General features: G+C 30.4%; 24 protein-coding genes. 5 read left to right on the top strand and 19 right to left on the bottom strand.

Annotated features, from left to right (window positions below):
* Positions 1–242: 242 nt before the first annotated feature.
* On the bottom strand, positions 243–1,247 hold the full coding sequence (locus tag H612_RS0101980) for a Tle-like phospholipase domain-containing protein (RefSeq protein ID WP_027129940.1): 1,005 nt from the start codon (positions 1,245–1,247) through the stop codon (positions 243–245).
* Between the two features lie 204 nt (positions 1,248–1,451).
* Between H612_RS0101980 and H612_RS0101975 the strand changes: the two genes are divergently transcribed.
* Positions 1,452–2,000 carry a flavodoxin family protein gene (locus tag H612_RS0101975; RefSeq protein WP_027129939.1) on the top strand — a complete coding sequence of 183 codons (549 nt, stop codon included), beginning with the start codon at positions 1,452–1,454 and terminating at the stop codon, positions 1,998–2,000.
* Between the two features lie 704 nt (positions 2,001–2,704).
* On the opposite strand, the gene H612_RS0101970 is transcribed toward H612_RS0101975, so the two are convergent.
* On the bottom strand, positions 2,705–3,664 hold the full coding sequence (locus H612_RS0101970) for a LysM peptidoglycan-binding domain-containing protein (protein WP_027129938.1): 960 nt from the start codon (positions 3,662–3,664) through the stop codon (positions 2,705–2,707).
* Between the two features lie 697 nt (positions 3,665–4,361).
* Here H612_RS0101970 and H612_RS0101965 point away from each other — a divergent pair.
* Together H612_RS0101965 and H612_RS0101960 are read left to right on the top strand one after the other, a co-directional pair.
* A complete protein-coding gene (locus H612_RS0101965; RefSeq protein ID WP_027129937.1) occupies positions 4,362–5,084 on the top strand; it encodes a cytochrome c biogenesis CcdA family protein in 723 nt (240 codons plus the stop codon).
* Between the two features lie 141 nt (positions 5,085–5,225).
* Positions 5,226–5,807: a TlpA family protein disulfide reductase gene (locus H612_RS0101960; RefSeq protein WP_027129936.1), complete on the top strand. Its 582-nt coding sequence runs from the start codon at positions 5,226–5,228 to the stop codon at positions 5,805–5,807.
* Between the two features lie 266 nt (positions 5,808–6,073).
* On the opposite strand, the gene H612_RS0101955 is transcribed toward H612_RS0101960, so the two are convergent.
* From H612_RS0101955 to manA, 11 genes are all read right to left on the bottom strand, one after another.
* Positions 6,074–6,910 carry an acetylxylan esterase gene (locus H612_RS0101955; protein ID WP_027129935.1) on the bottom strand — a complete coding sequence of 279 codons (837 nt, stop codon included), beginning with the start codon at positions 6,908–6,910 and terminating at the stop codon, positions 6,074–6,076.
* A 3-nt stretch (positions 6,911–6,913) separates the two neighbouring features.
* Positions 6,914–7,849 (bottom strand): acetylxylan esterase, encoded by a 936-nt coding sequence (locus H612_RS0101950; protein WP_035500159.1) that lies wholly within the window; start codon positions 7,847–7,849, stop codon positions 6,914–6,916.
* Between the two features lie 142 nt (positions 7,850–7,991).
* Positions 7,992–8,870 carry an N-acetylneuraminate lyase gene (locus H612_RS0101945; RefSeq protein ID WP_035500158.1) on the bottom strand — a complete coding sequence of 293 codons (879 nt, stop codon included), beginning with the start codon at positions 8,868–8,870 and terminating at the stop codon, positions 7,992–7,994.
* A 348-nt stretch (positions 8,871–9,218) separates the two neighbouring features.
* Positions 9,219–9,305 carry a hypothetical protein gene (locus tag H612_RS10470; protein WP_425402094.1) on the bottom strand — a complete coding sequence of 29 codons (87 nt, stop codon included), beginning with the start codon at positions 9,303–9,305 and terminating at the stop codon, positions 9,219–9,221.
* 244 nt (positions 9,306–9,549) lie between these two features.
* Positions 9,550–11,349, bottom strand: coding sequence for an MFS transporter (locus H612_RS0101940; RefSeq protein WP_084167229.1), 1,800 nt, complete (start codon positions 11,347–11,349; stop codon positions 9,550–9,552).
* 133 nt (positions 11,350–11,482) lie between these two features.
* Positions 11,483–12,349 carry an alpha/beta hydrolase gene (locus H612_RS0101935; RefSeq protein WP_027129931.1) on the bottom strand — a complete coding sequence of 289 codons (867 nt, stop codon included), beginning with the start codon at positions 12,347–12,349 and terminating at the stop codon, positions 11,483–11,485.
* A gap of 118 nt (positions 12,350–12,467) precedes the next feature.
* On the bottom strand, positions 12,468–13,343 hold the full coding sequence (locus tag H612_RS08930; RefSeq protein WP_169515551.1) for an alpha/beta hydrolase: 876 nt from the start codon (positions 13,341–13,343) through the stop codon (positions 12,468–12,470).
* A 56-nt stretch (positions 13,344–13,399) separates the two neighbouring features.
* Positions 13,400–13,609, bottom strand: a complete 210-nt coding sequence (locus H612_RS10140; protein ID WP_211223590.1) for an alpha/beta hydrolase family protein — start codon at positions 13,607–13,609, stop codon at positions 13,400–13,402.
* Positions 13,610–13,642: 33 nt separating this feature from the next.
* On the bottom strand, positions 13,643–14,272 hold the full coding sequence (locus tag H612_RS08925) for an alpha/beta hydrolase (protein ID WP_211223589.1): 630 nt from the start codon (positions 14,270–14,272) through the stop codon (positions 13,643–13,645).
* 158 nt (positions 14,273–14,430) lie between these two features.
* Positions 14,431–15,531, bottom strand: a complete 1,101-nt coding sequence (locus H612_RS0101920; protein ID WP_027129930.1) for an alpha/beta hydrolase — start codon at positions 15,529–15,531, stop codon at positions 14,431–14,433.
* A 263-nt stretch (positions 15,532–15,794) separates the two neighbouring features.
* On the bottom strand, positions 15,795–16,742 hold the full coding sequence (gene manA, locus H612_RS0101915; RefSeq protein ID WP_035500155.1) for a mannose-6-phosphate isomerase, class I: 948 nt from the start codon (positions 16,740–16,742) through the stop codon (positions 15,795–15,797).
* A 265-nt stretch (positions 16,743–17,007) separates the two neighbouring features.
* Here manA and H612_RS0101910 point away from each other — a divergent pair, with 265 nt between their 5' ends.
* Positions 17,008–17,871 (top strand): ROK family protein, encoded by an 864-nt coding sequence (locus H612_RS0101910; protein WP_027129928.1) that lies wholly within the window; start codon positions 17,008–17,010, stop codon positions 17,869–17,871.
* Between the two features lie 394 nt (positions 17,872–18,265).
* Here H612_RS0101910 and H612_RS0101905 read toward each other — a convergent pair whose 3' ends face one another.
* The 4 genes from H612_RS0101905 to H612_RS0101890 form a co-directional block, all read right to left on the bottom strand.
* Entirely contained in the window at positions 18,266–19,183 is a 918-nt protein-coding gene (locus H612_RS0101905; RefSeq protein ID WP_027129927.1) for an alpha/beta hydrolase, read from the bottom strand.
* A gap of 54 nt (positions 19,184–19,237) precedes the next feature.
* Entirely contained in the window at positions 19,238–20,527 is a 1,290-nt protein-coding gene (locus H612_RS0101900; protein ID WP_027129926.1) for an FAD-binding oxidoreductase, read from the bottom strand.
* Positions 20,527–21,222: a flavodoxin gene (locus H612_RS08920; protein WP_027129925.1), complete on the bottom strand. Its 696-nt coding sequence runs from the start codon at positions 21,220–21,222 to the stop codon at positions 20,527–20,529. Before H612_RS08920 ends, H612_RS0101900 begins: the two co-directional genes overlap by 1 nt.
* A 73-nt stretch (positions 21,223–21,295) precedes the next feature.
* Positions 21,296–22,063 carry a flavodoxin family protein gene (locus H612_RS0101890; protein ID WP_027129924.1) on the bottom strand — a complete coding sequence of 256 codons (768 nt, stop codon included), beginning with the start codon at positions 22,061–22,063 and terminating at the stop codon, positions 21,296–21,298.
* Positions 22,064–22,194: 131 nt separating this feature from the next.
* On the opposite strand from H612_RS0101890, the gene H612_RS0101885 reads away from it, so the two are divergent.
* On the top strand, positions 22,195–23,022 hold the full coding sequence (locus H612_RS0101885) for a LysR family transcriptional regulator (protein ID WP_035500153.1): 828 nt from the start codon (positions 22,195–22,197) through the stop codon (positions 23,020–23,022).
* Positions 23,023–23,150: 128 nt separating this feature from the next.
* On the opposite strand, the gene H612_RS0101880 is transcribed toward H612_RS0101885, so the two are convergent.
* Together H612_RS0101880 and H612_RS0101875 are read right to left on the bottom strand one after the other, a co-directional pair.
* Positions 23,151–24,011, bottom strand: a complete 861-nt coding sequence (locus H612_RS0101880; protein ID WP_027129922.1) for an aldo/keto reductase — start codon at positions 24,009–24,011, stop codon at positions 23,151–23,153.
* Positions 24,012–24,136: 125 nt separating this feature from the next.
* Positions 24,137–25,006: an aldo/keto reductase gene (locus H612_RS0101875; RefSeq protein WP_027129921.1), complete on the bottom strand. Its 870-nt coding sequence runs from the start codon at positions 25,004–25,006 to the stop codon at positions 24,137–24,139.
* Positions 25,007–25,327 lie beyond the last annotated feature (321 nt).

Genomic DNA, 25,327 nt, shown 5'->3' with positions numbered 1-25,327 from the left:
TAAAAATTTTTATTATGATTTTGTTGTACATAGAACTGATAATATTATATCATCTTTTTATTTTTTTTTCAGTAATGAACTATGTTAATAAATTTTTAAATTATATTTTAATAAAAACTATAATTTTTAATCTCTAAAATTCTTTTCAAATTCCAAAATTTACCATTCTAGTTTTTACAATACAATAAAAAATTTAAGAAATATTCCTAGCATAGCCCTAACAAATAAAAAAGTTGGCTTAACTACTCCAACTTTTCTTGTTTTTGTTCTTCGATTTTCTCTAATAGTTGTGTTAAAAACTTTTCAAAATTCACCTTGTATGGGTTTTTATTAAGATTATTTAGCATTGTTTGGCTTTTCAAAGTTGTTTTTAATTGCCCTTCTAACGAATTAATTATCCCTTTTGAAAAAATTCTAAGTAAACTTATTTCTTCTAAAGAAAATTCTTTGTACTCGGATGACAAATACTCACTCATTTCAGCTTCTCCCCCAAACAAAGAACTAAGTGTTGTTTGATGAACTCCTAAGAAACTTTTTATGCCATGCATCCCAGCCTCTTTTATAATATATTCATCCCCTATGTAATACCCTATCCCTAGCAACTCCGCAATTCGGGTAAAAACATCATTTTCAGAAACTATTCTCTTAACACAACCTGTAAACTTCTGCTGTTTTTTATAAATTTTGTTAATATTTCTTCTATATTTGGTCATTCGTTCTTTGTACAGAAGATTATCATCTTCTTTATTCATGAAAATATCAATACCATCAACTAAATAAAGAGGTGCTGCATTATAAACAACTGTTTCTTGCACATTATATTCCAAAGCTACCCTTTGGGCAATATTTCCACCTAATGAATGACCTGTTAAAATAACATTATCCCCATACTTTTTAACCATTCTTTTATAAAATCTATAACAAGGGGTATAATGTTCACCTTGCCCTAGACAAATACCAACTACATCTGCATACATATCTTTTTCTCTGTCAAAATAAAAATTTGTTCCAGTGTACGCTAGAATATAATTATCTAACTTTGTATTTCGAAAAAAACTCCCACTGCTCCCTGTTTTATTATCATAAAAGCTACTCAAAAACTCCAATTCATTAGGAAACTTCCCTACTTTCTTTTGAAGTTCAATATATTCATAAATAAATCTTCTAGGTGCTTTAATTTTATTTAACATCTCTATTCTATATACAATAAACGAAGCATTACTAGTTACATCAAAATCTTTTTCCACAAAAAAACAACTCCTTAATCTTACTCAACTCTATAATACTACAATTTAAGACAATATACAACTTTCAAAATACCTTTTAAATCAGCACTTATCTTAAAAAAGTTGTTATACCTACAAAGATGAAAAAAATATATATTAATACTAATACTATATAATTTTTTAATTTTTTGATATAATTTTACTAGAAATATACGGAGGTAATTTATGAAAATATTATTAGCCTACTCTAGCAAAACAAAAAATACAAAAAAAGTAGCCGAAGCTATCTACGAAGAAATCAAAAATCTTGCCGATGTTAATTTTATTAATATAAAAAAACAAAAAGTTAAACTACAAGAAAATTATGACTTATATATTTTAGGAGCATGGACTGATAAAACTAATGCAAATAAAAATATGCAAAACTTCATTGATACTCAAGAGATAAAAAATAAAAATGTTGCATTATTTTTAACATGCGGCGTTCCTCGTGAGCATTATCATGCAGATGACTCTATAAATAACTACATAAAATTTATGAAAGAGAGAAATAATAAAATCTTAAAAACCTTTGTCTGTCAAGGAAAAATAGATCCAAAAATTCTAATAGTGTTTAAAGTTTTATCTTGGAAAGATCCTAATTTTATCCATAAGGTAACGCCCGATCTAGTAGAAATGGTAAAAGAGTCTAAATCTCATCCCGATGCAAAAGATTTAGCTGATGCAAAAAAATGTTTTAGAGAATTTTTAAATCTACAAATTAAAAAGAGTTAACAAAAAAGTTCCGAATCTTACATAGTTTAATTTTAATTTCCAAAAAAAGTAAGATATGTATTCCCATCAAACTTGAACTTTTAACCAAAACCTCAATAAAACAATCTAATCTGTTTTATTGAAGGTTACATAGATTAGAATTTCCTTAAAATTTATACTTATCTTTGTTCTTTTATTCTAATACTATAAATTCATAAAGAAGTGAAATAACAAAATCGCACTTTTCTGAAATAAGTTTTATTAATTTTCCCCTTTTTTTCTAAAAAACATACCCTTATACTAAATATACTACAAAAAATTAACATTCATTAAGAAATAAAACTTAGATAATAATTCTTAAATCAAGAAAGGTATTTAAATAATAAAAACTCTAGTTTTTTGAAGTATGATGCACACATATCCCGTTAATGCAATAAACACAACGATTTGAACAATATTCTTAAAGTTAATCCTTAGAATAATAAGACTTTTTTCTTTTTCAAGTTTCTTTCAGAATGTATATACTTAAATTTATTAATTATATACCTAGCTGTTATTCTAAAAAATTTACATATCTCTCAAACCAAGTTAAATTTGTAAGTTCAGATCACACAGTTTTGTAGAAACCAAAATTATACTTTTCTCCTATATGTTAATTAATATCATTCAATAAAAAACACCCTAAACTCTACGTTTAAGGTGTTTTCAATTTTTTATACTTTTTATTATCTTACTCTGATAAATACAGGACCGCTTCCTAGGTATGCAGTGTTAACTACTGTTTGGTTACCATTCCATCCACCATGGATAGCTTGTCCGTTACCAGCATAAACTGCAATATGAGCTAATCCCATTCCACCGTTTGCATAGTAAATCAAGTCTCCAGGTTGTGCTTGAGAAGCCGGAATCACTGTTCCTAAACTCATGTATCCTGCTGGCCAATCGTGGAAGTTAATTCCTACAGCTTTAAGAGCGTTCGTTACAAGCATTGTACAATCTTGGTATCTTCCTAATTGTGCTAAAGCCGCTTGATAAATCGCTGCACCCTTGTTAGATGATGCTACTTGTGTAGTAGCTGCTGGTGCTGGTGCTACAGTTTTTGTTACTGCTGGAGCAGTTGGTGCTTGAGCAACTGTTTGAGTTGTTGTAGCTGGTTTAGTTTCTGCTTTTGGAGTTTCTACCTTCTTAGTTTCTGCTTTTGGTGCTTCAGTTTTCGCTGGAGCTTTCGCTTCTTCTTTTTTAGTTTCTGCTTTTGGAGTTTCCTTAGCTACTTCTGCAGTTTTAGGTGCAGTTTCATTAATTTTCAATACTTCTCCTACAAAAATTAAGTTAGGGTTTTGTACATTGTTTAATTTTACAAGTTGGTCTACAGAAACACCAAACTTAGATGCTACTTTCCCTAAAGTATCGCCTAATACAACTGTGTAATAACCTTCTGTTTTCGCTTGTGCTACTTGTTCTACAGTTGCATTATAAGTTAATTTATCTCCTGGGAAGATTAAAGAACTTGTTAAATTATTATCACGCATAAGCTGATCAACTGTTGTTCCATTGTTTATTGCGATATCCCAAAGAGTATCACCTTTTTTAATTGTATAAGTGTCAGCATCAGCCACTTGTGCTAATCCAAATGCCACTGTTGATACGATTGCTGTTGTTGCTACTAACTTGTGTAATTTACTCATTTATAATATAGTCTCCTTCAAATTCAATTTTGAGCTTCTCAACTCTTCAAAAAAATACTAAATTGTATTCTTTGTTTTCCAAAACTTCTATTTCTATAAATACTATTAATTATCAATTTACTACGTCGATATACTTTTCTCATTTTGACGTAATACCATTATATGATGTAAAAATAACTTTTTCAATAGCTGTAACCTTTTTGTAATAATAGTGATAAACGTCTGTTACATTGATTTACTTTCGTAATTTTTATAAAGATAACCTTTATGGATAGAATAAACACCAACCTATCAGTTTCTTCTCGTCTTTAAAACTTTTACAATTTTTTTAATAATGTTGTTTGTTATTTTCAAATATGCGATTCTAATTAACTCATTTTCACCAAACACTTACGAAAAAATTTTATATTTTATGTTAAATATTATTCTTCCTGATTATGAATCACTCACCAAAAACTTTCTTAAGAAATTATAAATTTTTCTCACTTCTATTTTTTATCCGCAACTTGTTTTATTATACTAAGTCTTTTTTATTGCATTACGAATTGAAACGTTTTATTATATAGTTAATCTGTAAATTTTTCTTTATTATTTATCTGTAATTATTATTGAATCTAGTTTTTCCACTATTTTCATTCAATATTTTTCAATACTTATAAAAGTAAAAATTACAAAAAATTGTTTCAAAGGAGTACTTATGGCAGATTTAGCTACTTCTAACGTTAAGGTGTTTCTTCTTTTTTTAGAAGGAATATTATCATTTCTTTCTCCATGTGTTATACCTATTTTACCTATTTACATTGGTATTCTTGCTGGTAAGAAAGAACAAAATGAACGTGGAGAATTAACTTTTAATAAACGAAATACCATTACGAATACTTTGTTTTTTGTTTTAGGTATTTGTTCTACATTTTTTATTCTAGCTTTTGCTACGAATTTTATTAGCATTTTTCTTAACGAAAATATAAAAACTTTACAAATTATTAGTGGCGTACTTATTATTTTTATGGGGTTTTTACAACTAGGTATTTTCAAAATTAATTTCCTAAAGCAAGAATTTTCTATAAAAAATAGGGTAAAAAGAAAAAATGGAAAAACTACACCTATTTTAGCATTTCTGATGGGCTTTACCTTTAGTTTTTCTTGGACACCTTGTATAGGCCCTATTTTAGCAAGTGTATTTCTATATGCTTCAAGCCATGTAGGAATAATGAGCATTGTTTTAGTTTTAGTTTATTGCTTAGGTTTTATTTTGCCATTTATCCTAGTGGCATTTTTCGCATCAAAACTACTCACTATTTTTAAAAACAATACTAATATTTTAAAATATACCCAAATTATCTCAGGTGTCATTTTAATTGTTATTGGTATTTTAATTTTAAGTGGTTCATTTGTTAGTATTATGAGATACTTTAGTTAAACTTATTAAAGTAGCAATTAGCAATTTCAACATAAAAGCTTAATGCTGTTTTCCTTACTTTAATTTATAATAAACAATTTACTGTTATTTACGAAGTATTTTAATTAAATGTATTTTAACATGTATTCGGAGGTCTAAAATATGAAAAAATTAGCATTACTTTCTATTTTTCTTTGTGGAGTGTTGGCTTTAACGGCTTGTTCTACAAAAAATTCATCTAACTCGGATAGTTCTAATAATTCAAACAGCTCTAACTCTCAAAGTGGAGAGAATAAAACTGTTACAGCTTATAATTTCAGTGCAATGGATAGCGAAGGCAAAACTATCACACTCAACGATTATAAAGGAAAAAAAGTTTATATCAACATGTGGGCTAGTTGGTGTAAACCATGTCTTAATGAAATTCCTGAACTTGAAAAAACTTATCAAAAATTAAAAGATAGAAAAGATTTTATTTTTCTTTCTATGACATCACCCAAGGATGAGATTTTTAAAAATCAAAATCCAGCGGATAAGGATAAGGTTACTATTTTGGAAAAAGCTAACGAACTTGGAATAACTTACCCTATTTTATTTGATGTAAATGATAGGTTTATTACCAACTATAACATTCGTTCGTTCCCAACACATATTTTTATCAATAGCGATGGAACTATTGCGAAAAAAATTGTTGGTATGATTAGCACAGAAAACTTAGAAAAAGAAATTGATAATCTAAAATAAAAATATTAATACTATTTTGTCTATTAAAAGTATAACCGTAAATATACTGTGTTAAAAAAGTTAGCTTTTCTCTGCATAATTTTTTTAGCATTTAACAAAATCAATATTAAAAAGACAAAAAGGAAAAAAGTCTTATTCAAAAGCCTCAAAAAATTCCGAGAAAATCGAGTGAAAATTCGAAAATCTCGGATTTTTTTATTTCAATTTTTCCCCTTACTCAATTTGAATAGTCTGCTAAACTTCCTGGTCTTTCATAATATTCTTAATTAGTTATTTTCCATTCCTAATTTTTTTAAAACAAATTCATCAAAGAAGTGTTCTTGCAATACTTCATGTTCAAATTTTCTGTAGTTAACTACTTCTTTATCTTTTAACAACTCAAGTAATTTATCTTGGCATTTCTTCGGTGTTCTTACATTTAAATGAGAATATCCATAATAAACTTCTGCATTTACTTCTGGAGCATATTTAAGTATATCTATCTTAGCTAATTTCTCTAACATAATTTGTTCTTTTTCTGGATAATTTCGATTATAATCTCTAATTGATTCATAAACTCCAGTATCCCCATTGTCGTTGAAAATTATATCAAAACCACAGTTACTAGCATTAGAAATAAATAATTTATCGATTTCACGAGTTATTGCACTTGCAACAATACCTAATGCTGCTCCTTGCCCAACACCTAATATGTTAATAGGTAGTTTAGGAAATTCTTCTCTTAAAATTTTTACTAAATCTATTACATCTTGATAAACAAAATTGTAATATAACTCGTTATCTTGATTGTTTAAGTATGGAAAATAAATAGATGCTGGTTGTCTATTTTCACTTTTCCCAGCTTGTCCTCTTATATGGAGCGAGGCTACCGCATAATTTAGAATGCAATATCTTCCTAGATTTAAATAATCTTTAGGAAAACTTTTGTAATCTGGAAGTTCTAAAAATACACCAACTACCTTATCTTTAGGTATTAACAATTCTACATAAATTTCTGAATCATCTTGTGCTTTATATCTTACCTTATAATAATCGGCCTTAGGATGATTGTCTTCTACTTTAATTTTTGTATATTCAAACTTTCTATTTTTATCTAATTTCATTTTCTAATCCTCCAGTAAAAACTTTGCCGTTTTAGTATTAAAATCTGGTATATTCTCATGACCGTATTTTTTATAAAGTATCAATTCTTTTTCACAATCCATATTATTATATACAGAAAATTGCGTTTCTATTGGACAAATCATATCAATATTACTAGCACCAAACAACACTTTCGCTTTAATTCTATGTGCAAAATTTTTTGCATCAAAATAGGCTAGTCTATTAAATAATCTTTCATCGTTTGCTCCAGTAGCACTAAACCAACGTGAATAATATCTTATACTTTCGTAAGCAATTAAATCCAAATCAAGATCATAAACTTTTTTCATGTCAGATAAAAATGGATATAAAATTATACATTTCTTTATATCTGGATTAAGACCTGCACACATTACAGAAAAACCGCCACCTTGCGATCCTCCTGCACAAGAAATATTATCTTCATCAATATCATCTAATTCTTTTGCGATGCGAACAAGAAGACACATATCAAGAATATTTTTTATATAAATCATATTATCTAGTACATCATCTATCCCAACTACTACATGCCCTGCTACTGTGGTACCTTTCACTCCACCAATATCTTCACTACGACCACCTTGTCCACGAAAATCCATAGCAAACACTGCGTACCCTAAAGAAGCATAAGCTGTTTTTTCAAACCAGTTCCTATTACATCCAGGACAACCATGAAAATAAAATAGTGCTGGACATTTTTTGCTAGTTTTTGGCTTTATATATTTCGCATAAATTCTTGCTCCATCGAAACTTTTAAAATATAAATTATAATATTCCACATTTTCAAAATTAGAAAACTCCGTCTTCTCTATCTCATATTCAAGGATAACTTTGTTTATAAATTCCAATTTTTCATCCCAAAAAGTATCAAAATCCTGAGGAATAGAGCAAGCTCCTTTATAGTTTTTTATATCCATATTCAGCTTCTTCCTTTTCAAATTTATTTTAATTGTTATTTCAAAATAACCCTACACAACGTGCAGGATTACTTGTAAGTTTTTAGTTAATTTTTTATTTTATTATCTAGTGTTAAACACCCTGTAATATCATTTTTTGATATTATAAATTATAATCTTTCACTAATTTTTCTACTTCTTTTATTTTTTCTGGATCAAATACTTTCATTGGTTGCTTGCAATAACCAGCATCTATTCCTTTTACTTTTAAAATTACTTTTAGAGTTTGATATAATCCTAATTCCAATACCTTTTCGATAACATCATTTGCTTCATGTTGAAGTTCATATGCCTCAGCTACTTTTCCTTCTTTAGCAAGTTCAAAGATTTTTTTACTTGTTTTTCCATTTACATTATAAGTAGAACCAATAGCTCCATCTACTCCAGTAATAGCTGCTTGTACTAACATCTCATCAAATCCTGACCAAATTAATTTATCCGGGAATCTTCTTCTAAATCTTTCTAGTTGATAAAAATCTGCCGCTGTGTATTTTACACCAATAACTTTTTCATCTTCAAACAATTCTGCAAATTGATCTAAGCTAATTTTCACTCCTGTTAATGTTGGGATATAATAAAGAATCATGCTATTGTCAGTTGCATCAATTATTGTTTTATAGTAATGTTTAATTTCATTAAATGATAGTGGATAGTAGAATGGCGTAACTGCTGATAAAGAATCGTAGCCTAATTTTGTTGCATATTTTGCAAGTTCTACTGCTTCGTTTAAGTCTAATGACCCCACTTGAGCAATAAGTTTAACTCTATCTCCCACTACTTCTTTTACAATTTTAAAAATTTGCTTTTTCTGATCTGTATTTAGTAAAAAATTCTCCCCACTACTTCCATTAACATATAACCCATCTACCTTACTAACATTAATGTTATGTTCGATTACTTGTTTTAATCCATCTTCTTTGACGTTGCCATTCTCGTCAAACGGAATAAGTAATGCTGAATAAATCCCTTTTAAATCTTTCATTATTATAGAGAACCTCCATCTTTATATTTAACACATTAAATTTATACATTTATATTATAAAACGCTTACTTTTTTTTGTCAAGGAAGAAACTTAACTTTGTCTTTAAAATAAAAACCTCAATATAATAATCTTTATGATAATCTTTTTTTTAAGAAAAAATTTTCTAATACATACTTTTTAGTTTAACTTTTTATTATTAATTAGGTATACTTAATATTTAATACGTTAATAAATAAATTACTTAATTAAAACAAAAACTAAGAAAAATTAAATTAATTTTTCTTAGTTTTTGTTTTAATTTCAAAGGCTGTCCAAAGTAAAAAAAACTCACAAAGATTTTATAAAAGTTACTTAGCGATAACTGTTAAACTTTCCTTCTTCATTTCATCCATTATAAAGCATGTTGGACAGTAGTTGTCAACAAATGAATTCACTCTCTTCGTTCGTATTCATTTGGTCAACCTTGCAAAGCTCCCTCGTACAGATTATTTCGCATGTCCCATACTCATAATCCTACGATGTACCCTCAGTAGTTGTCAACAAATGAATTCATTCTCTTCGTTCGTGTTCATTTGGTCAACCTTGCAAAGCTCCCTCTTCTGATCTTAGAATTTATTTCATCCCATAAAGACCTAGTTAAGAATTTTAGCACAAATCTGTAACTAATTTTACTTATATCTAATTTCTTTTATAAATAAAACTAAATGTAAGTATTATTGCTAAAGCTGTGAATATAACCATCATTAACAAACCTTTATTAAAATCATTGGTCAAACTCATTATAATAGCAAGTCCTATCGGTCCACCTATTTGATGCATTGCATTAGTTAAACCACTCGCCACTCCAGCTAAATAATCTGGTGCTTGATAAATTCCAGCAGAAGTTACAGGGGCAACAATCATTGCTTGCCCTATTCCTAGTACAAACATCGGTAAAGCTACCGCTAAAAAATAACCTTGATTTAGTGAAGTATAGCTTGCCCATAATAAACCAGTAAAAAGTGCAATCTCACCAATTAGCAAAATCGTTCCATTTTTAAAATATCTCGCAATTTTTGGCAGATTTATTGCTGTTAAAAATGTTGTAATCGTTAAAGGTAAAAAAGCAAAACCAGATTGCAAAGCTGAATAACCATACTCCCTCTGCAAAACTTGTGGTAATAAAAACCAATATGGTAGCATTGCCATCATAAATAAACAACGAACTAAATAAGCAGCTGTTCTTACTTTATTTTGGAATAAGGTAAGTGGCATAATTGGATAGAAATTTTTCTTTTCCCATATGTAAAATAACAAAAGTAAACTTATACCAACAATGATGAAAATTTTACTACTATCTCCTGTAAGACCGTAGATAAAACTTACTAAACCCAAAACTGACAGAATACTACCGAAATAATCTATTTTTTCTATTCTACCTTGTTTTGTTGCAATATTAGTTTTCATCAAAAACATAAGTATCATTACCAAAGGAACGTTAATTAAAAAACCTGCCCTCCAAGAAATAAAACTAGTTAAACCTCCCCCAAGAAGCAAACCAACACTTGAACCAATTCCCGCCATCGCACCATAGTAGGAAATCGCTCTTACTCTCATCTCACCTTCATAAGCATCCATCATTAAAGCTAGGGTGGTCGGTGCAATAACAGAGCTACCAACTCCTTGTATCATGCGCGCTATAATTATAACCTCCGCACTCTGTGCCAAACCTATAACAAGTGAACTAAGTCCAAAAATCATCATCCCTAACTGAAAAATTCTTTTTCTTCCTAACAAATCTGATAATCTGCCAGCTAAAAGAAGAAAACCTCCAAAACTAAGGGTATATGCATTCGAAACCCAAGCTAAACTTTCACTTCCGGGTTCTACTATCCCTACACTAACTCCTAAATCACGATTTTTATCTCCTAATAAATCCATCACATATTGAACAACTGCTTGACGTGTTACTTGAGCTCCTCTGTATTCCTCTCCTTTTGGAATAAGTTTATACGAAGTATTTCCTGTTTGATTATAAAGCCAAGTCATTCGAAGATATGTGTAATCAAGTCCTGATTCATCTACTAGTTTAGCCCCTATTACTCTGTTATTATTTGGACTCCAGCTTCCTATCATACTAGCATTCCAACGACCAAATTCTCCTACAACTTCATCATATACTCCAAGTACCCCAGCAACAATGAGACGCTTTATCCCCAATTTTCTCATAACAGAAATAGTTGGTCTAAGTAATGCTGGCGAAGCCTCATTTACATAAACTACATCAACACCATCCAAAGCTAATAATACATTTTTAATTTCGGACATATCCCCATTTATATAACTAACCCTATCATTAACTAAACCAATACGAGAACTAACATTTCGCCCCGCCAAAACTATATCTAATTTTGTTTCTTTTAACAATCGGGGAATTAATAATCTAGGAATTTGTCCTGCTGCTCCTATAATTGCTATTTTTCTAAATTCTGTTTCCATTTTCTTCTCTCTTTCTTTTTTAATACTTATTGCTAATAAACAAAAAATACTATAAATCTTTCATAAATTTTATTAAGATACGTACAGCTATTATTGAAAAATTTTATACAATAGCTGTACACAAAATATTTAATTATAAATTTTCCCCAAAAAATTCAACAATTACTTCTACTGCTTCGTCTACATAAGGATATAAATCATATAAATCAAAATGAGATGCTTCTGCTATTACATGAAGTTTTTTATTCTCAGTTGGTATTGCATCGAAAACTTCTTGCGTTGCTGGTCTACTCCAAGCATTTTCTCCAGTAATCGCTAAGTATGGTTTTGTCATATTTTTCATAATATTTGGAACGTTATAGGTTTGTAAGTCTAATTGACTCCAAGCGACAACTTTATTAGTCCAACCACGTCTATTTCCTCGTGCAGTATAGTAATAAGCCGCTCCTTCTTCAAAAGCTCTCGGCATAAAATCTAAGTGGACTAATTTTCCTGTTCCACTTTCGTATGCCTCTTTTGCTTTTTTCACTTCGTCTTCTAGCATAAAAAAGTTTGTCATTGGTGATGCTGAAATATCTGAAATTGCTGGTACGATAGCTGCTACTGTTTTTAATCTCTCTTCTTTTACACCAGCTACTGACATATATGATCCTGATCCACACATCCCTAATCCTGCTATACGATTGCTATCTACATAAGGCAAACTCTCTAAAAAATCTACTGCTGCTTCTATATCCATTTGTTTTACTTCTGGTAATTCTTGACTGCGAGGAAAACCTTCACTCTCCCCATAGTATGCCCCATCAAATACTAAAGCAATATATCCTTTTTCTGCTAAACGAGCGGCATAAATACTTTGAGCTTGCTCTTTTACAGAAAGCATAGGTCCAGTAACTACTACCGCTGGATATTTTTTTGTTTCATCTAAATTTTCTGGTAAATATAAATTTCCTACTAAGTTCAAATCTAATTTTGTATTTTTAAAAGTTACTTTTTTCATTTTTTATTATCCTCTTTTTCTTTATTGTTTACAATAACTATTATATTACCTTAATAAAATTAAATAAAATACCGTTTTTTTATTGTAGTATGCTCTGTAGTTATAATGAACTCTTATTTTAATCTTGATTTTTCCAAAGAAATCTTAAAGCATTATAAATATAAGTTTCAGCAGCTACTCTATCATGTTTGTATCCTGACATCTGTCTATATGCTATATTTCCTTCACTCTCATTATCTCCAAATTTAAAAACTTCACCTGCCAAACTTAATACTTGCCATTTAAACCCCTGATAGGCAAAATCCCTATCACCTGTCATAGCAAATATAAAAAATCGTTTTTTAGAATTTAATACTATTTCTTCAAACTGATTTTTAGTTATATCCACATTACCGCTCATCGGTACAAAATAATAAAAATAATCTAGTGCATTTTCAAATGTTCTCCATGTATTCACACTACCCATAGAAAATCCTACAAATCCACGATGTTCTCTCGTATTCTTTAAATTTTCTTTAGTTGATGATTTTGCATAAGTTGAGTATGTTTTTTCGACTATTGGTAATATATCATTTACCAACTCTCTGTGAAAGTTGTACGTAAGTCTTATCGCTAAATTGTAATCCCAACTATCTTTTTTACCACAGTTATTATATGTAACAAAAACTATTATTAAGGGATTAATATTTCCATTTTCTATTGCATTATCTATTATATTTTTAAAAGGATTCGGACTATTTACATCACCCATTGTTGTACTTTCATCGCTCCATCCTCCATGACTCAAATAAATGATATTATACTTTTTTTGCGTATTATAGTTATATGGCAAATACACAAGTACCCTTTTTTCTAATGTTTTTTCCCCTCTTCCATAATTAAATGAATCATACGTCTTGTAACGTAACTCCTCTAATTTCCCTTGTTGAAAGCTAGGTATTAAATATTTTTGTGGTATTTTTTCTAATTTTTCTGGTATTTTGTAATTAATCATCTCTACAACCCCTTTTGTATATAATTTATAATTAAAATCTCTTCCCATCTATATTTTTATCTATATTCATTTTCCCAAAACTTTATAGCTTGCTCTATCCATTCTTGAGCAGCTGTTCCTTCTCCTAATCCAAAACCATGAGGTAAATTTTTATAAACTAAGCAAACCGCATTTCTCCCTTGCCGTTTTATTTTTTCTATTCTCTCTTCCATCACTTTGTATGAAGCTATCCAATCTGCTGTCCCAACTATTGCAAAAGTAGCCACTTCTTCTCCTGTTACCTCTCTAAGACCAGTATATTACATAATCACAACACTTGGTTTTGGATAATATTTTTCACCAAATTTTTTTGTTCCATGCGTCCCTATCCATGTCGCTAGCCTCGCTCCTGCTGAACCTCCCCACAATGAGTAATCTCGCATATCTATTTCTAAATTTTTTTTATTTTCATGCAAAAATGCTATCGCTCTTGCTAAATCTTCGCATGCAGTTTGTACCCCTGGACGATATATTAAAGCAAAAGCATTATACCCTTTTTGTGCTAACTTTTGACAATGCGGAAAACTATCATGAATTGCTCCTACATATTGAAATCCTCCTCCCGCATTTACTATAGCTACCTTATTATTTTTATTCCCTCGAAAATAAAATAATCCTGTATATTTTTTCCTAGAATCTTTTTTTATTTCTTCTTCACTATATATGCTATAAAATATTTTTTCTCCATCATCCACCCGCTTTTCAAATTCATTAATTATACTAAGACTACGTTTTGTATTCACATAACTATACCATGGTAGACTACTGCTGAGTTCTTTTAACGTTATATTAGTGTTTAAGTTTAAATCTACTGGAAAAATTAATTCTCCAAAATCCTTAAATTTTGGGTAAGTTATTACGTCACTTAATGTACTTTTTTCGTTAAACATCTCTCTACCTCCTATATCTTTTGTCTTTATGTTGCAAATTGAAATATATATTTTCTAACTCCAAAACTAGTGACAAAAATATTCTATCTTTCACACTAATTTTTATTGTATAAAATACAACTACCACCCTTAGGTAGTAGTTGTATCTATTTTTGTATTTATTTTACATTCTCTTTAATCCATTTTTCTACATGTTCTGCGATTTGATCACTATTTTTATCTTGGAACATAAAATGAGTATTCCCCGTAATTCCTTCTTTAGGTAAATCTACAAGTTTGGCATTTCCACCTTCTTTATTAAGTGCATCAACAAAATTAGCTGATGCTCCTCGCATAGCTTGCCACATTGCCGTTGCTGGAATGTTAGAATCTCCATTATCTATATAATCTCCAAAATAAAACGCCACTGGAATTTTTTTATCCGAAACCGCCTTAAACTCTTCACTATCTGTTGATGGTGCCCCACCTGGCTCAATAGCTACTATAGCAGCAATATTATCTGTATATCTAGCCGCAGTCCATCCAGGTCCTCCACCTTGTGAGTGAGTTACAAGAACAGATTTCTTACCTGTTTTTTCATAAACTTTGTCTACTGTTTGAGCCAATGCACGTGCAACTACTTCATTATCAAAATCTGCCCCCATATCTGATCTCATACCAGTATCTGGTGTATATTGACGGAAAAACTGATTTATTGACTCATCATCATTTGGAAACTGCGAACCTTCATTAACAACTGATTTTCCATTTTCCCAACGTCCTATACGAAATTGTGTGTACCAACGTTGATCCAATGTTTTAGTTGAAATTTCTCCTGAAACTGATGTTTGCCCCGCTTCCCCACGCCTTGGCTCATCAATTAAATACGTACTATGTCCTTGTTTTAAGAAATAATCATTCCATCCATCACGATCGTCTGGCGTTGTCATCCATCCCATACGTGATTGTCCATAGCCATGTAAAAACACCATTGGTAATTCGGTGTTGTTCTCTGGAGTTTGGAAAAATACATTAGCATGATCAACATGTGATGTTTGCCCTGCACCTGTTTCTTCCCATTGATTTTCTGCACTAAAAACTCCTTCTGAAGTCTTAACAGTTCCACCAACGGATATGATTCCTTGATCCGCTATTTTTAATACTTGATTGTTATTTGAGCTATTATTTAAATTATTTCCATTTGTATTAACCGAACATCCTGCAAGTAATAATGTCGCAACAGCTAAATTCGTCGCTAGTTTCGCTCTTGAAAATTTCATTTATTCATCCTCTTTTCTTTCTCTGTTATTTACATTTACTATTATATATGCTTAGTAAAATTAAATAAAATACCATTTTTTTATTGTAGTATGCATTTTTCACATAGTAAAAAAACCTAAGTAGCCCTAGGCTATTAGGTTTTTTGTTACATTTAGTTAATATAAATTTTATGATTTAAAAAAACTCAAAATTTTAATTTTTCAAAATCAAATTTCATCAAATCACCATAAAATTATTTTCTTGTATTTTTAAAAACTTTTTTCTACCTATCGTAACTTCCTATTAAGAACAATTCACCTTCCAACTTATAACTATTACATTCTGTTGTTAATATAAAACTATCTCCTTTTTGAAGTTTATATTTTTCATTTCCTACTGTAACTTCTCCTGTTCCTTCTAAAACTGTAAATAAATTTCCTGTTTTATTTTTTTCAAGAGTTGCCTCTTCCTTTACTTCTATTTTAAATACAGAAAAATATCTTTCAGCTACCAAAGTCGTAATCCTCGCCTCTTCCTTTACTTCTATTTCTCTTTCATGTATTATTCTTTTAAAAGGAACACTCGTCACATCCTTTGTTTTCTCTACGTGAAGTTCTCTTTTTTTACCAGTTTTATCTATTCTATCAAAATCATAAACTCTATAAGTTGTATCTGAATTTTGTTGAACTTCATAAATTAAGTTACCGCCACCTATTGCATGAAGCGTCCCAGCTGGGATATAGAAGAAATCTCCACTTTTTACTTTTTCTTTTCTAAAAAGTTTTTCCCACTCTTTATTATCAATTTTTTTATTGAACTCTTCTTTTATTTTGGCTGTATGTCCATAAATCAGCTTTGCATTTTCTTTTGCATCTATTACATACCAACATTCCGTCTTCCCTAATTCACCATTTTCATTTACTTTAGCATATTCATCATTTGGGTGTACTTGAACGGAAAGATCATCACTTGCATCTAATATTTTTACAAGTAGTGGATATTTATTATATTTTTTTTCAGTAAACAACTCTGGACATTCTTCATACGCTTCTTTTAAGGTTTTCCCTTTTAAGCTACCATTTACTATTTTTGAACTACCATTATCATGTGCTGCAACCACCCAGGCTTCTCCTATTTTTCCATTAGGGATTTCAAAATCAAATTTTTCTAAATTTCTTCCTCCCCAAATTCTTTCGAAAAATATTGGCTCCAAAAATATTATTTTATCCATTTCAATCTCCTCTTAATTGTGATTATCACCTTTAATAATACCATAAACAGTTTTTAATTTCTATACATGCCTATTTTAAATGCATCACTACATTTTAAAAAATTTTAGTTTCCAAAAAATTTTTTTTATGCTAATATAAGCGTGTAGAATATTTTTATTTAAATAAAATACAAAGTTAAAAATAGCTCAATAATTAAAATTTTTATTAAACTCTCTATTTAGCTATGACCTTTGTAAAAATAATATTAAGAAAGTAGGTATGTTTATGTATTTAGGAGTTGATATTGGAGGAACAAGTATAAAATTCGCCGTTTTTGATAGTAACTATAAAATTGTTCATTATGAAACTTGTAAAACACCTGACAATGTTACTACAAAAATTACGGATGAAATGTACAGAGTTGCCAATAAAATTAGAGAAAATTATAATTTTAACACTGTTGGTATTTCTGCCGCAGGTGTTATTGATAATATTAATATGGAAGTCATTAGAGCGGCACCTACAATAAAAAATTATGTTGGAACAAACTTTAAACGTGATTTTGGAGATAGGCTTGGTGTTGATATCTATGTAGACAATGATGTTAACTGTGCACTTTTAGGAGAACAATGGCTTGGTGGTGCAAAAGGACTTGAGGAAGTTTTTTGTCTAGCTCTTGGCACAGGGATCGGTGGAGCTTACTATTTAAAGAACTTGCCATTTGGTTCAAATTTTGGTGTTGGAGAAATAGGTCAATCTGTCTACGATGCTGATACGGATACTACATATGAACAACGAGCTTCTACTATTATTCTAGCAAAAAAAATAAAAGATGAAATGTACGATGGACTTAGCGTTATTGAATTTTTTGATTTATGCAGACGAGAAGATAGTACTGCATTAAAAATTTTAGACGAGTGGTTATACGAAGTGGCTAGAGGAATTGTTAACCTCCTTTGCATATTAGATCCAAAATATATTATTATTGGCGGTGCTATCTCTGCTCAAGGAGATTATCTACTAAATAAATTAGAAGAAAAAGTCCGCAAACTTCACCCCATAAAAAATAACAAAACAAAATTCTTAACCGCTTCTTTAGGAAATGATGCCGCTCTCTACGGAGCAATTAGCCCATTTATAAAAAAATAAAATTGATTTTAGCTTAAAAAACTGATTTCAAGTTATACTGAAACTATAAAAAATTTAAATAAACATATAAAAAGGGAGCACTACAAAATCGATTTTTATAGAATCACGATTTTTAAGTAGCCCCCTTTTTTTCAAAATCAATTTTATTTATTGTGCCTAACTATTTATAGATATAATGACTGATCAACTCATATAAAATAAAAAATTTAAATACTCCTATGCTTCATTCACACATTCAAATTAGAAATTAGCTAAACTACAGTAAAAATAATTATCTTCACATTAAAGCAATAATTTCTTCATATTTTTGCACTATTTCCGAGAAAATAATACTATATAAAATTAAAAAGTAGTAAAATTCCTACTATAATAGATCTCACTACTTTTCTTTTATTTATTCCTTAAACAACATTTGGCTTCCATACTCTACTTCAACTAATAAAGAATTTAAGTCATGCCCACCGTTATCATTTTCCCAATAAATTAGGTTAGAGCTGTTTATTAAATCGTTGTGTTTATTTCTAAGAGCGTTTATTTGAGGAATCATGCTGCTTTTCGTTCCATCTCTTTCTCCGACCATTGCGATTATTTTAAAATCCTCTGCATTGTAATTATTCGCTCGCAGTCCACTCGTTAACTTATCGCTTACCTCATCACTTGACATGTTTGTACTTCGACCTATCCAACTATCTCCTGCCATCGGCATGTAATAGTAGAAATAGTCCGACTTATTAACTAAAATATCCCAAGTTGTTACGCTTCCCATAGAATATCCTCCAAAGGTACGGTGTTTTCTACTTTCACGTAAAGCATTCACACTACTATTTTCTGCAAAAGTCGTGTAATTAGTCTCTACTCGCTCGATTACCTTGTCTATTTCCTCTGTTGCGAAGAAGTTATTTAAAGGATAATCCCTACTGTAATTGCTCGTTACAAAACTTCTATCTGGATAATATGTCGGAAAAGCGACTAACATCGGTTTTATTTTCCCTTCTCTAATCCACGTGTCCAATAATGGTTTAAGTGCATTCGCCAATTCTTCTCCAGAGCCAGTTGATCCATGCATTAAATAAAGAACATCTATCTTCTCCCCTTGTTTATATTGTTCTGGTACATAGACTAATACATTTTTATCATAATTTTTCCCCTCATAATTTATAGAATAATTTAGTGTTTCTACTTTACTTAAGCTATTCGACATCATTTCTTGGTTTTGCGATACTTGAGAATTTTGTGTAGTTGTTACACTGCTACAGGCTCCAAGAATTATACTAAGCCCAAGTGCACTCGCTATTAAAACCTGTTTTTTCATTTCTTTTCCTCCTAATTTTGTATATTAAAAGGAGCTAAAAAGCTCCCTTTGTTGCTACATCGTTAATCGTTCATCATGTATTCTTGTATTTTTCACACCAATCTTTCTTAAATTTTTCTCAACTTTTAATACCGTTGTTGCTGCTCCTACTATAAAGAATAAACCTGTAATTATTTCTTTTTTATCCAGTATATTTTTTAATGCATCACTTGTAAATCTGTGCGCTTGCCCATGATAAGTTATATTTTCATTCACTGCAAGTTCACGAAACTCATCATCAAAATACATCTCATCTTCGTTTTTTGCACTCCATATTATATGAACTTCACGTTCGCTTTTATATTCTTGTGCCATACTCATAAGAGGTGCTATTCCTGAACCTGTCCCATATAAAATTAAGGGTAATTTTGGATTTTCCTTTGCTATAGCATCAAAACGTCCAAAAGGTCCTTCTAAAATAACTTTAGAACCTACTTTTACTTTTGGGATATTCTTTGTAAAATCTCCTACCGCTTGAATAGTGAATACTACTTCATTCGGATTTTTAGACGGTGCTGATGCTACCGAAAATGGATGTTTTTCTTTTGAGATATTTTTATCTCTAAAACTTAAAAAGTAAAAATCTCCCGCTTTGTAACTGTGTCCTTTTGGCAAACGTAATGTAAGTTGCTGTACTGTTTTTGATAATTTTTCATTAGCTACTATAGTTGTAAAAGTTGTATCTTCATGACTTGCAATATATTTATACCATATGTAAGTCGCTAAGAAATACACTGTATACAAATCAAATAAAATCATAAACGGTGTTAATATTGCTATACGTGGAATTACATGGACATGCAACCAAATTAAAAATATCGCTACAAAATGTAATCTATGTACCCAAACAGAAAGTTCATGTTTCAAAAATTTGTTCAGTCTGTTTTTAATTTTTGCAAAAGGTACAAAACGATCCACAAACCAACCTGACATAAACAAACTAGAATAAACAATCAAAAATGCTGCAAGATACAATGCCCAGTTACCTGTTACCTTTATCTCTTCGTGCATAGAAAATGAAAAATACCAGTGAATAAATGCCGCAAATAGTGCAAACACTCCTACCATTCCATGAACGAAATACATTGCAGGAAGTCCTATTAATCTATCTAACCAACTTGGTCTTGTCGAAAGATAAACTATCACAAGCCACCAAACATATGCGTAAATCCCCGCATCATAAATAAAAAGATTGTTCGAGCTTTCTAGTAGACTCATATTTAACATTAACGCAAGCGGAGCGGGCAAAAGACCTAAAATCGCTACCCACGTTAAATACAGTGCTTTCGGATATTTTTTTAACATTATTTTTGCCCTATTCTTTCTAACCAAGCATTAACTGCTGGTTGTGAATTTATCGCATCATTACCTCTTACTGCCAAACCTTCTAGTACAGTTGCATTGGTGAATTGTGATCTTAATAATCTTTCTGTATTTCCTAGACCAGATCCTTCGTGAGTTGTAAATGGAATTATTTTTTTGCCTGCTAATGCACTTGCCTCTGCATCTATAAACGTTCTAACTACCATTGGATATTCACTCCACCATACTGGTGCTCCAATATATACTACTTCATATTCAGAAAGATCGGGTAGTGGATTGGCAATCGCCGGTCTTGCATTTTCTCTTTGTTCTGCTCTTGCTACTTCTGTTGTTTCTTGATAATCTGTTGGATAATCTTTTGCCGCTACAATTTCGTATGTGTCTGCATTAGTTGCTTCTGCGATAAACTCAGCTACACGTTTTGTATTTCCCACTTGTAATGGCCCATTATAAACACCTTGTGTTCTTGAGAAATATACCACAATAGCATCATTGTCCCCTGATAGATCTTTTGTACTTTGTTTTGTTATTGTTGCATTTACATTTGCTGCTGTTGAAGCTGTCTGATTTGTTGAATTTGTTCCACTGTTGCTACTTGTTCTTGTAAAATTCCATATGAACAATCCCGCTAATACAGCAAATACTCCTACTCCAAAAATAATTTTTCTTGTTTTCATCTCTATTATCTCCTTGCATAATACTTTTAACTACAAATTATTATATTAAAATTTATATATACTAATTTCTATTTTATTTACTTTTACTTACTATTATTTTATTAAACCAAGTTATTAAACTTTCATCTGCTTTATCTACCTTATTCCCCTCTATTGTATAAGGTTCAGCAATTTTGAAATCTGTCGCCTTATCTTTTAATATAGCTTCTATTTTATTAACACTTGATCCAATTCCATAACTTCCATTTGTTGAAAATGGAACAATTATTTTTCCTGACAACTCTTCTCCATATTGTTCAAGAAAACTAGTCATTGGTTCTGCCAATGTCATTGCCCAAATAGGATATCCTAAATAAATCGTGTCGTACTGTTTTAAATCTGGAACAGATGTATTTAGTAATGGAACTCCACTTTGCTCTCTTTCTCCATTAGCACGTTGTACCGTTTGATAATAATCTGAGCTATACGTATCCGACACTACTATCTCTAGCACATCAGCGTTAGATAATGACTGAACTTTACTTGCCAACAATTCCGTTGAACCCGAACGAGAAAAATAGACGATAAGTGACTTCGCATCTTTTGTCAAAATTCTTGTTGGTTCATTAGTACTATTCGTATCTTTCCCATCCGAGTCAGTACCTCTACTTTGATTCCATTTTTCATCACTTAATCCAACTTGAGAAGCCTTTATATCATTTACATTCATTTTTCCTTGAGGAATTTTTTCACTACTATTTTTACTCGTATCACTATTTTTTTCATTATTCGTTGACACACACCCAGTTAATAATAAAGGAAGGCTTGATACCAAAACTATCTTTTTTATATAATCAAACATTTACCGTCTTCTCCTTTCTGTTATTGCTTAAATATATTTTATAGCAATAACAAGAAATTTAACAATATTTATTTAGCATTGTGGTATAATTAAAACACATAGTAAAAATATTTTAAAGAGAGGTACTTTTTATGATTGACTTAAACCAACTGCAACAATTAATTACTTTCTTTGAAGAAGGAACAATTACACGTGCTGCTGAAAAGTTAATGATTTCACAACCAGCTTTAACACGTAGTTTACAACGTCTTGAAGAAGAACTTGATGTAAAATTATTTATTCGCCAAAAAAATAAAACTACCTTTACTGATACTGGCTTGTTTGTTGTAGAAGAAGCTATGAAGCTACTTACTCATGCCGAACATTTTACCCATATCGCCAAACGTCACGAATTAAAACATAGCACTCTTTTTATAGGGATTTGTGCCCCAGGTCCTATGTTTGAAATAGAAAGTAACTTTGAAGAAAAGAAAACTGGTCACAAAATAAAATTCAGCATGAATTCTACTAATGAGCTTATAACCAGCCTTTTAGAAGAAACAAACCAAATTGTTTTTACCGATTATCTAGTTGAAGATGAGCGTATTACATCTAAGCCTATGTTTAAAGAACAATTAAATATCGCTGTACTGCCGACACATCCTTTAGCAAGTAAGGAAGAAATTACATTCAAAGACCTATCACATCTATCCATTCTTCTTTTAACCGATCTAGGTGTTTGGGATAACCTTTCTTCCATCTTGACCGATGTCCATTTTATCAGGCAGCAAGATAGCGATGCTTTTAATGACTTAATCACCGCTTCAGCATTACCATATTTCACAACAAATATTACCCAACAATATTACGGATATGCTGATGGGAAAATTGAAATCCCAATCTCAGATAAGGAAGCCACAAAAACTTTCTATATCAATGTTCTTAATAAAAATAAACACTTAATAAACTTATTGCTATAGATTTTACTTTAAATACCTTTATTACAAAAACTAGAAAAGACGAACTACATTTCTTACCTAATTTCGTTCGTCTTTTTCGATGTTTTTATTACTTTATTTCTAAACTAGTAAAGTTCTTATTTATCAAATTACTCGTTTGCATGAATATCATATGCTGTTAGTAGGTATTCTCCTACTCCTGGTGCATCTGGGTCGTGATTTCCTTTTCCTTTATCTAAAGTACGAATAGAATTCATTTCTTCTTCTGTTAATTCAAAGTCAAAAATGTCTTTATTTGTAATCATACGTGCTTGTTTTGTAGATTTTGGTAATGAAATAATTCCTTCTTGATTTTCAAAGCGTAAGATGATTTGTCCAGCATCTTTATTGTATTTTTCAGCTAAAGTTGTAATAATTTCTTCTTGGAATAATTCTGGACTACCTTGACCTAATGGTGCCCATGCTTCTAACCTTACATTATCTTTTGATAAAACTTCACGTAGTTCTTTTTGTTGGAAATAAGGATTAAATTCTACTTGATTTATTGCTGGCATTGTTTTAAAATTTGGTATAAATTTATTCCAGAAATTTGGTGTGAAATTTGAAACGCCAATTGATTTAATCTTCCCTTCCGCTTTCGCTTCTTCTAAAGCACACCATGCTTCTTCTACTTCTCCATAAGGTTGGTGCAGTAAATAAAGATCTAAATAATCTAATCCCATTTTTTCTAAAGTTTTATCAATAGTTGCTTTTGCTATTTCATAAGGGAAATCTTGAATCCAAAGTTTACTTGTTACGAATATCTCTTCACGGGGTATTCCAGAATCTTTAATCGCATCTCCTACTTCTTTTTCATTAAAATACGCCTGTGCTGTGTCTATATGACGATACCCTACTTCTAGTGCTTCTTTTACTGCTTTATATGTTGAACCGTCTGCTGGAATTTGGAATACTCCAAAACCTATTGCTGGAATCGTGTTACCATCATTTAATTTTACTAATTTTGTCATCTTGTTTACCTCTTTTTATTTAATATTTATCTTTGATTATATATTACACTTTATTTTGTCAAAAGTACCATTCTTATTTTCTATTCTAGTATACCTTTATAACCTACTATATTATTTCCGCTTTATTAATTATTTCTAACACGCTCTCGTCTTTGCTGTACTAAATCTACAAAGAAATCTACTGTATTAGGATCTTGATGATTAAAGAACAAACTATTTTTAGTATCCAACTGTTCAACTGCCTTCATATCCTCATCACTTAACTCAAAGTCAAATACATTAATATTTTCTTTCATACGTTCTAATTTTGATGATTTTGTTAGACAAACAATCCCACGTTGCACTTGCCAACGTACCATCACCTGTGCAGATGATTTCCCGTACTTTTTACCAATTTCAACTAATGTTGGATTATTAAATATATCATTTTTTCCTTCAGCAAATGTTGCCCATGATTCTATTTGAACTCCATTTTTTATCATATTTTGCTGTGCAGCTACTTGTTGATTAAATGGATGTGTTTCTACTTGATTTACTTGTGGTACTATTTCATTAAATGCCGCAATATCTGACAATCTATCTGGGTAAAAATTACTTACACCTATTGCTCTTAATTTCCCTTCTTTATATAAGTCTTCTAGTGCTCTATACGCTCCGTAGTAATCTCCAAATGGTTGATGTAATAACATCAAGTCTAAATAATCTAATCCCATTTTTTCCAACGAAGCCAATACAGAAGCACGTGCTTTTTCATAACCATAATTGTCTATCCAAATCTTGCTAGTCACAAAAAATTCCTTACGTTCAATTCCAGATTCAAGAATAGCTTCTCCTACTTCTTTTTCATTAAAATAAGCTTGTGCCGTATCAAAATGACGATATCCAGCTTCAATTGCATCTAGTACTGCTTGTTTAGTGTGTTCAGCAGGTATTTGAAAAACTCCAAAACCTAAAATCGGCATTTCTACTCCATTATTTAATTTTACATTTTGCATAAGTCTATCTCCTTTAAGTTAAATTTTTACTTTCTTTATCGGTTACACTTATTAGTCTACTATACCTATTTGTAAAAATAAAATATCAATTTGTAATACCACTATGCGTTATAGTTATACAAAAATTTTCTATAAAAATACGATAGAGTTATTTTTTTAAGTTTTTAAAAAGTTTTTCTAATATATATTTGATTATTATATTTATTTTATAAGATAAGTTGTAAAATAAAATGCAACAGTAAGACATAAAAAAAGACTCATAAAGAACAATCGTGTAAAATGTTAATAACGACAAAAACATCACGGAGGTTCATATATGAG

This window comes from Gemella cuniculi DSM 15828 (assembly GCF_000425665.1).
Taxonomy (GTDB): Bacteria; Bacillota; Bacilli; order Staphylococcales; family Gemellaceae; genus Gemella; species Gemella cuniculi.
The sequence above is the reverse complement of the archived record's forward strand: the minus strand, read 5'-3'. Positions and strand labels throughout refer to the sequence as shown.

Bases quoted from the DNA above. Each gene is read 5' to 3' on its own strand.
- H612_RS0101965 (WP_027129937.1), top strand. From the start codon at position 4,362: ATGGCAGATTTAGCTACTTCTAACGTTAAGGTGTTTCTTCTTTTTTTA.
- H612_RS0101905 (WP_027129927.1), bottom strand. From the start codon at position 19,183: ATGAAAAAACAGGTTTTAATAGCGAGTGCACTTGGGCTTAGTATAATT.
- manA (WP_035500155.1), bottom strand. From the start codon at position 16,742: ATGGATAAAATAATATTTTTGGAGCCAATATTTTTCGAAAGAATTTGG.
- H612_RS0101960 (WP_027129936.1), top strand. From the start codon at position 5,226: ATGAAAAAATTAGCATTACTTTCTATTTTTCTTTGTGGAGTGTTGGCT.
- H612_RS0101955 (WP_027129935.1), bottom strand. From the start codon at position 6,910: ATGAAATTAGATAAAAATAGAAAGTTTGAATATACAAAAATTAAAGTA.
- H612_RS0101920 (WP_027129930.1), bottom strand. From the start codon at position 15,531: ATGAAATTTTCAAGAGCGAAACTAGCGACGAATTTAGCTGTTGCGACA.
- H612_RS0101880 (WP_027129922.1), bottom strand. From the start codon at position 24,011: ATGACAAAATTAGTAAAATTAAATGATGGTAACACGATTCCAGCAATA.
- H612_RS0101945 (WP_035500158.1), bottom strand. From the start codon at position 8,870: ATGAAAGATTTAAAAGGGATTTATTCAGCATTACTTATTCCGTTTGAC.
- H612_RS0101935 (WP_027129931.1), bottom strand. From the start codon at position 12,349: ATGAAAAAAGTAACTTTTAAAAATACAAAATTAGATTTGAACTTAGTA.
- H612_RS0101950 (WP_035500159.1), bottom strand. From the start codon at position 7,849: ATGGATATAAAAAACTATAAAGGAGCTTGCTCTATTCCTCAGGATTTT.
- H612_RS0101890 (WP_027129924.1), bottom strand. From the start codon at position 22,063: ATGTTTGATTATATAAAAAAGATAGTTTTGGTATCAAGCCTTCCTTTA.
- H612_RS08920 (WP_027129925.1), bottom strand. From the start codon at position 21,222: ATGAAAACAAGAAAAATTATTTTTGGAGTAGGAGTATTTGCTGTATTA.
- H612_RS08930 (WP_169515551.1), bottom strand. From the start codon at position 13,343: ATGATTAATTACAAAATACCAGAAAAATTAGAAAAAATACCACAAAAA.
- H612_RS0101975 (WP_027129939.1), top strand. From the start codon at position 1,452: ATGAAAATATTATTAGCCTACTCTAGCAAAACAAAAAATACAAAAAAA.
- H612_RS0101885 (WP_035500153.1), top strand. From the start codon at position 22,195: ATGATTGACTTAAACCAACTGCAACAATTAATTACTTTCTTTGAAGAA.
- H612_RS0101900 (WP_027129926.1), bottom strand. From the start codon at position 20,527: ATGTTAAAAAAATATCCGAAAGCACTGTATTTAACGTGGGTAGCGATT.
- H612_RS0101910 (WP_027129928.1), top strand. From the start codon at position 17,008: ATGTATTTAGGAGTTGATATTGGAGGAACAAGTATAAAATTCGCCGTT.
- H612_RS0101875 (WP_027129921.1), bottom strand. From the start codon at position 25,006: ATGCAAAATGTAAAATTAAATAATGGAGTAGAAATGCCGATTTTAGGT.
- H612_RS08925 (WP_211223589.1), bottom strand. From the start codon at position 14,272: ATGTTTAACGAAAAAAGTACATTAAGTGACGTAATAACTTACCCAAAA.
- H612_RS0101970 (WP_027129938.1), bottom strand. From the start codon at position 3,664: ATGAGTAAATTACACAAGTTAGTAGCAACAACAGCAATCGTATCAACA.
- H612_RS0101940 (WP_084167229.1), bottom strand. From the start codon at position 11,349: ATGGAAACAGAATTTAGAAAAATAGCAATTATAGGAGCAGCAGGACAA.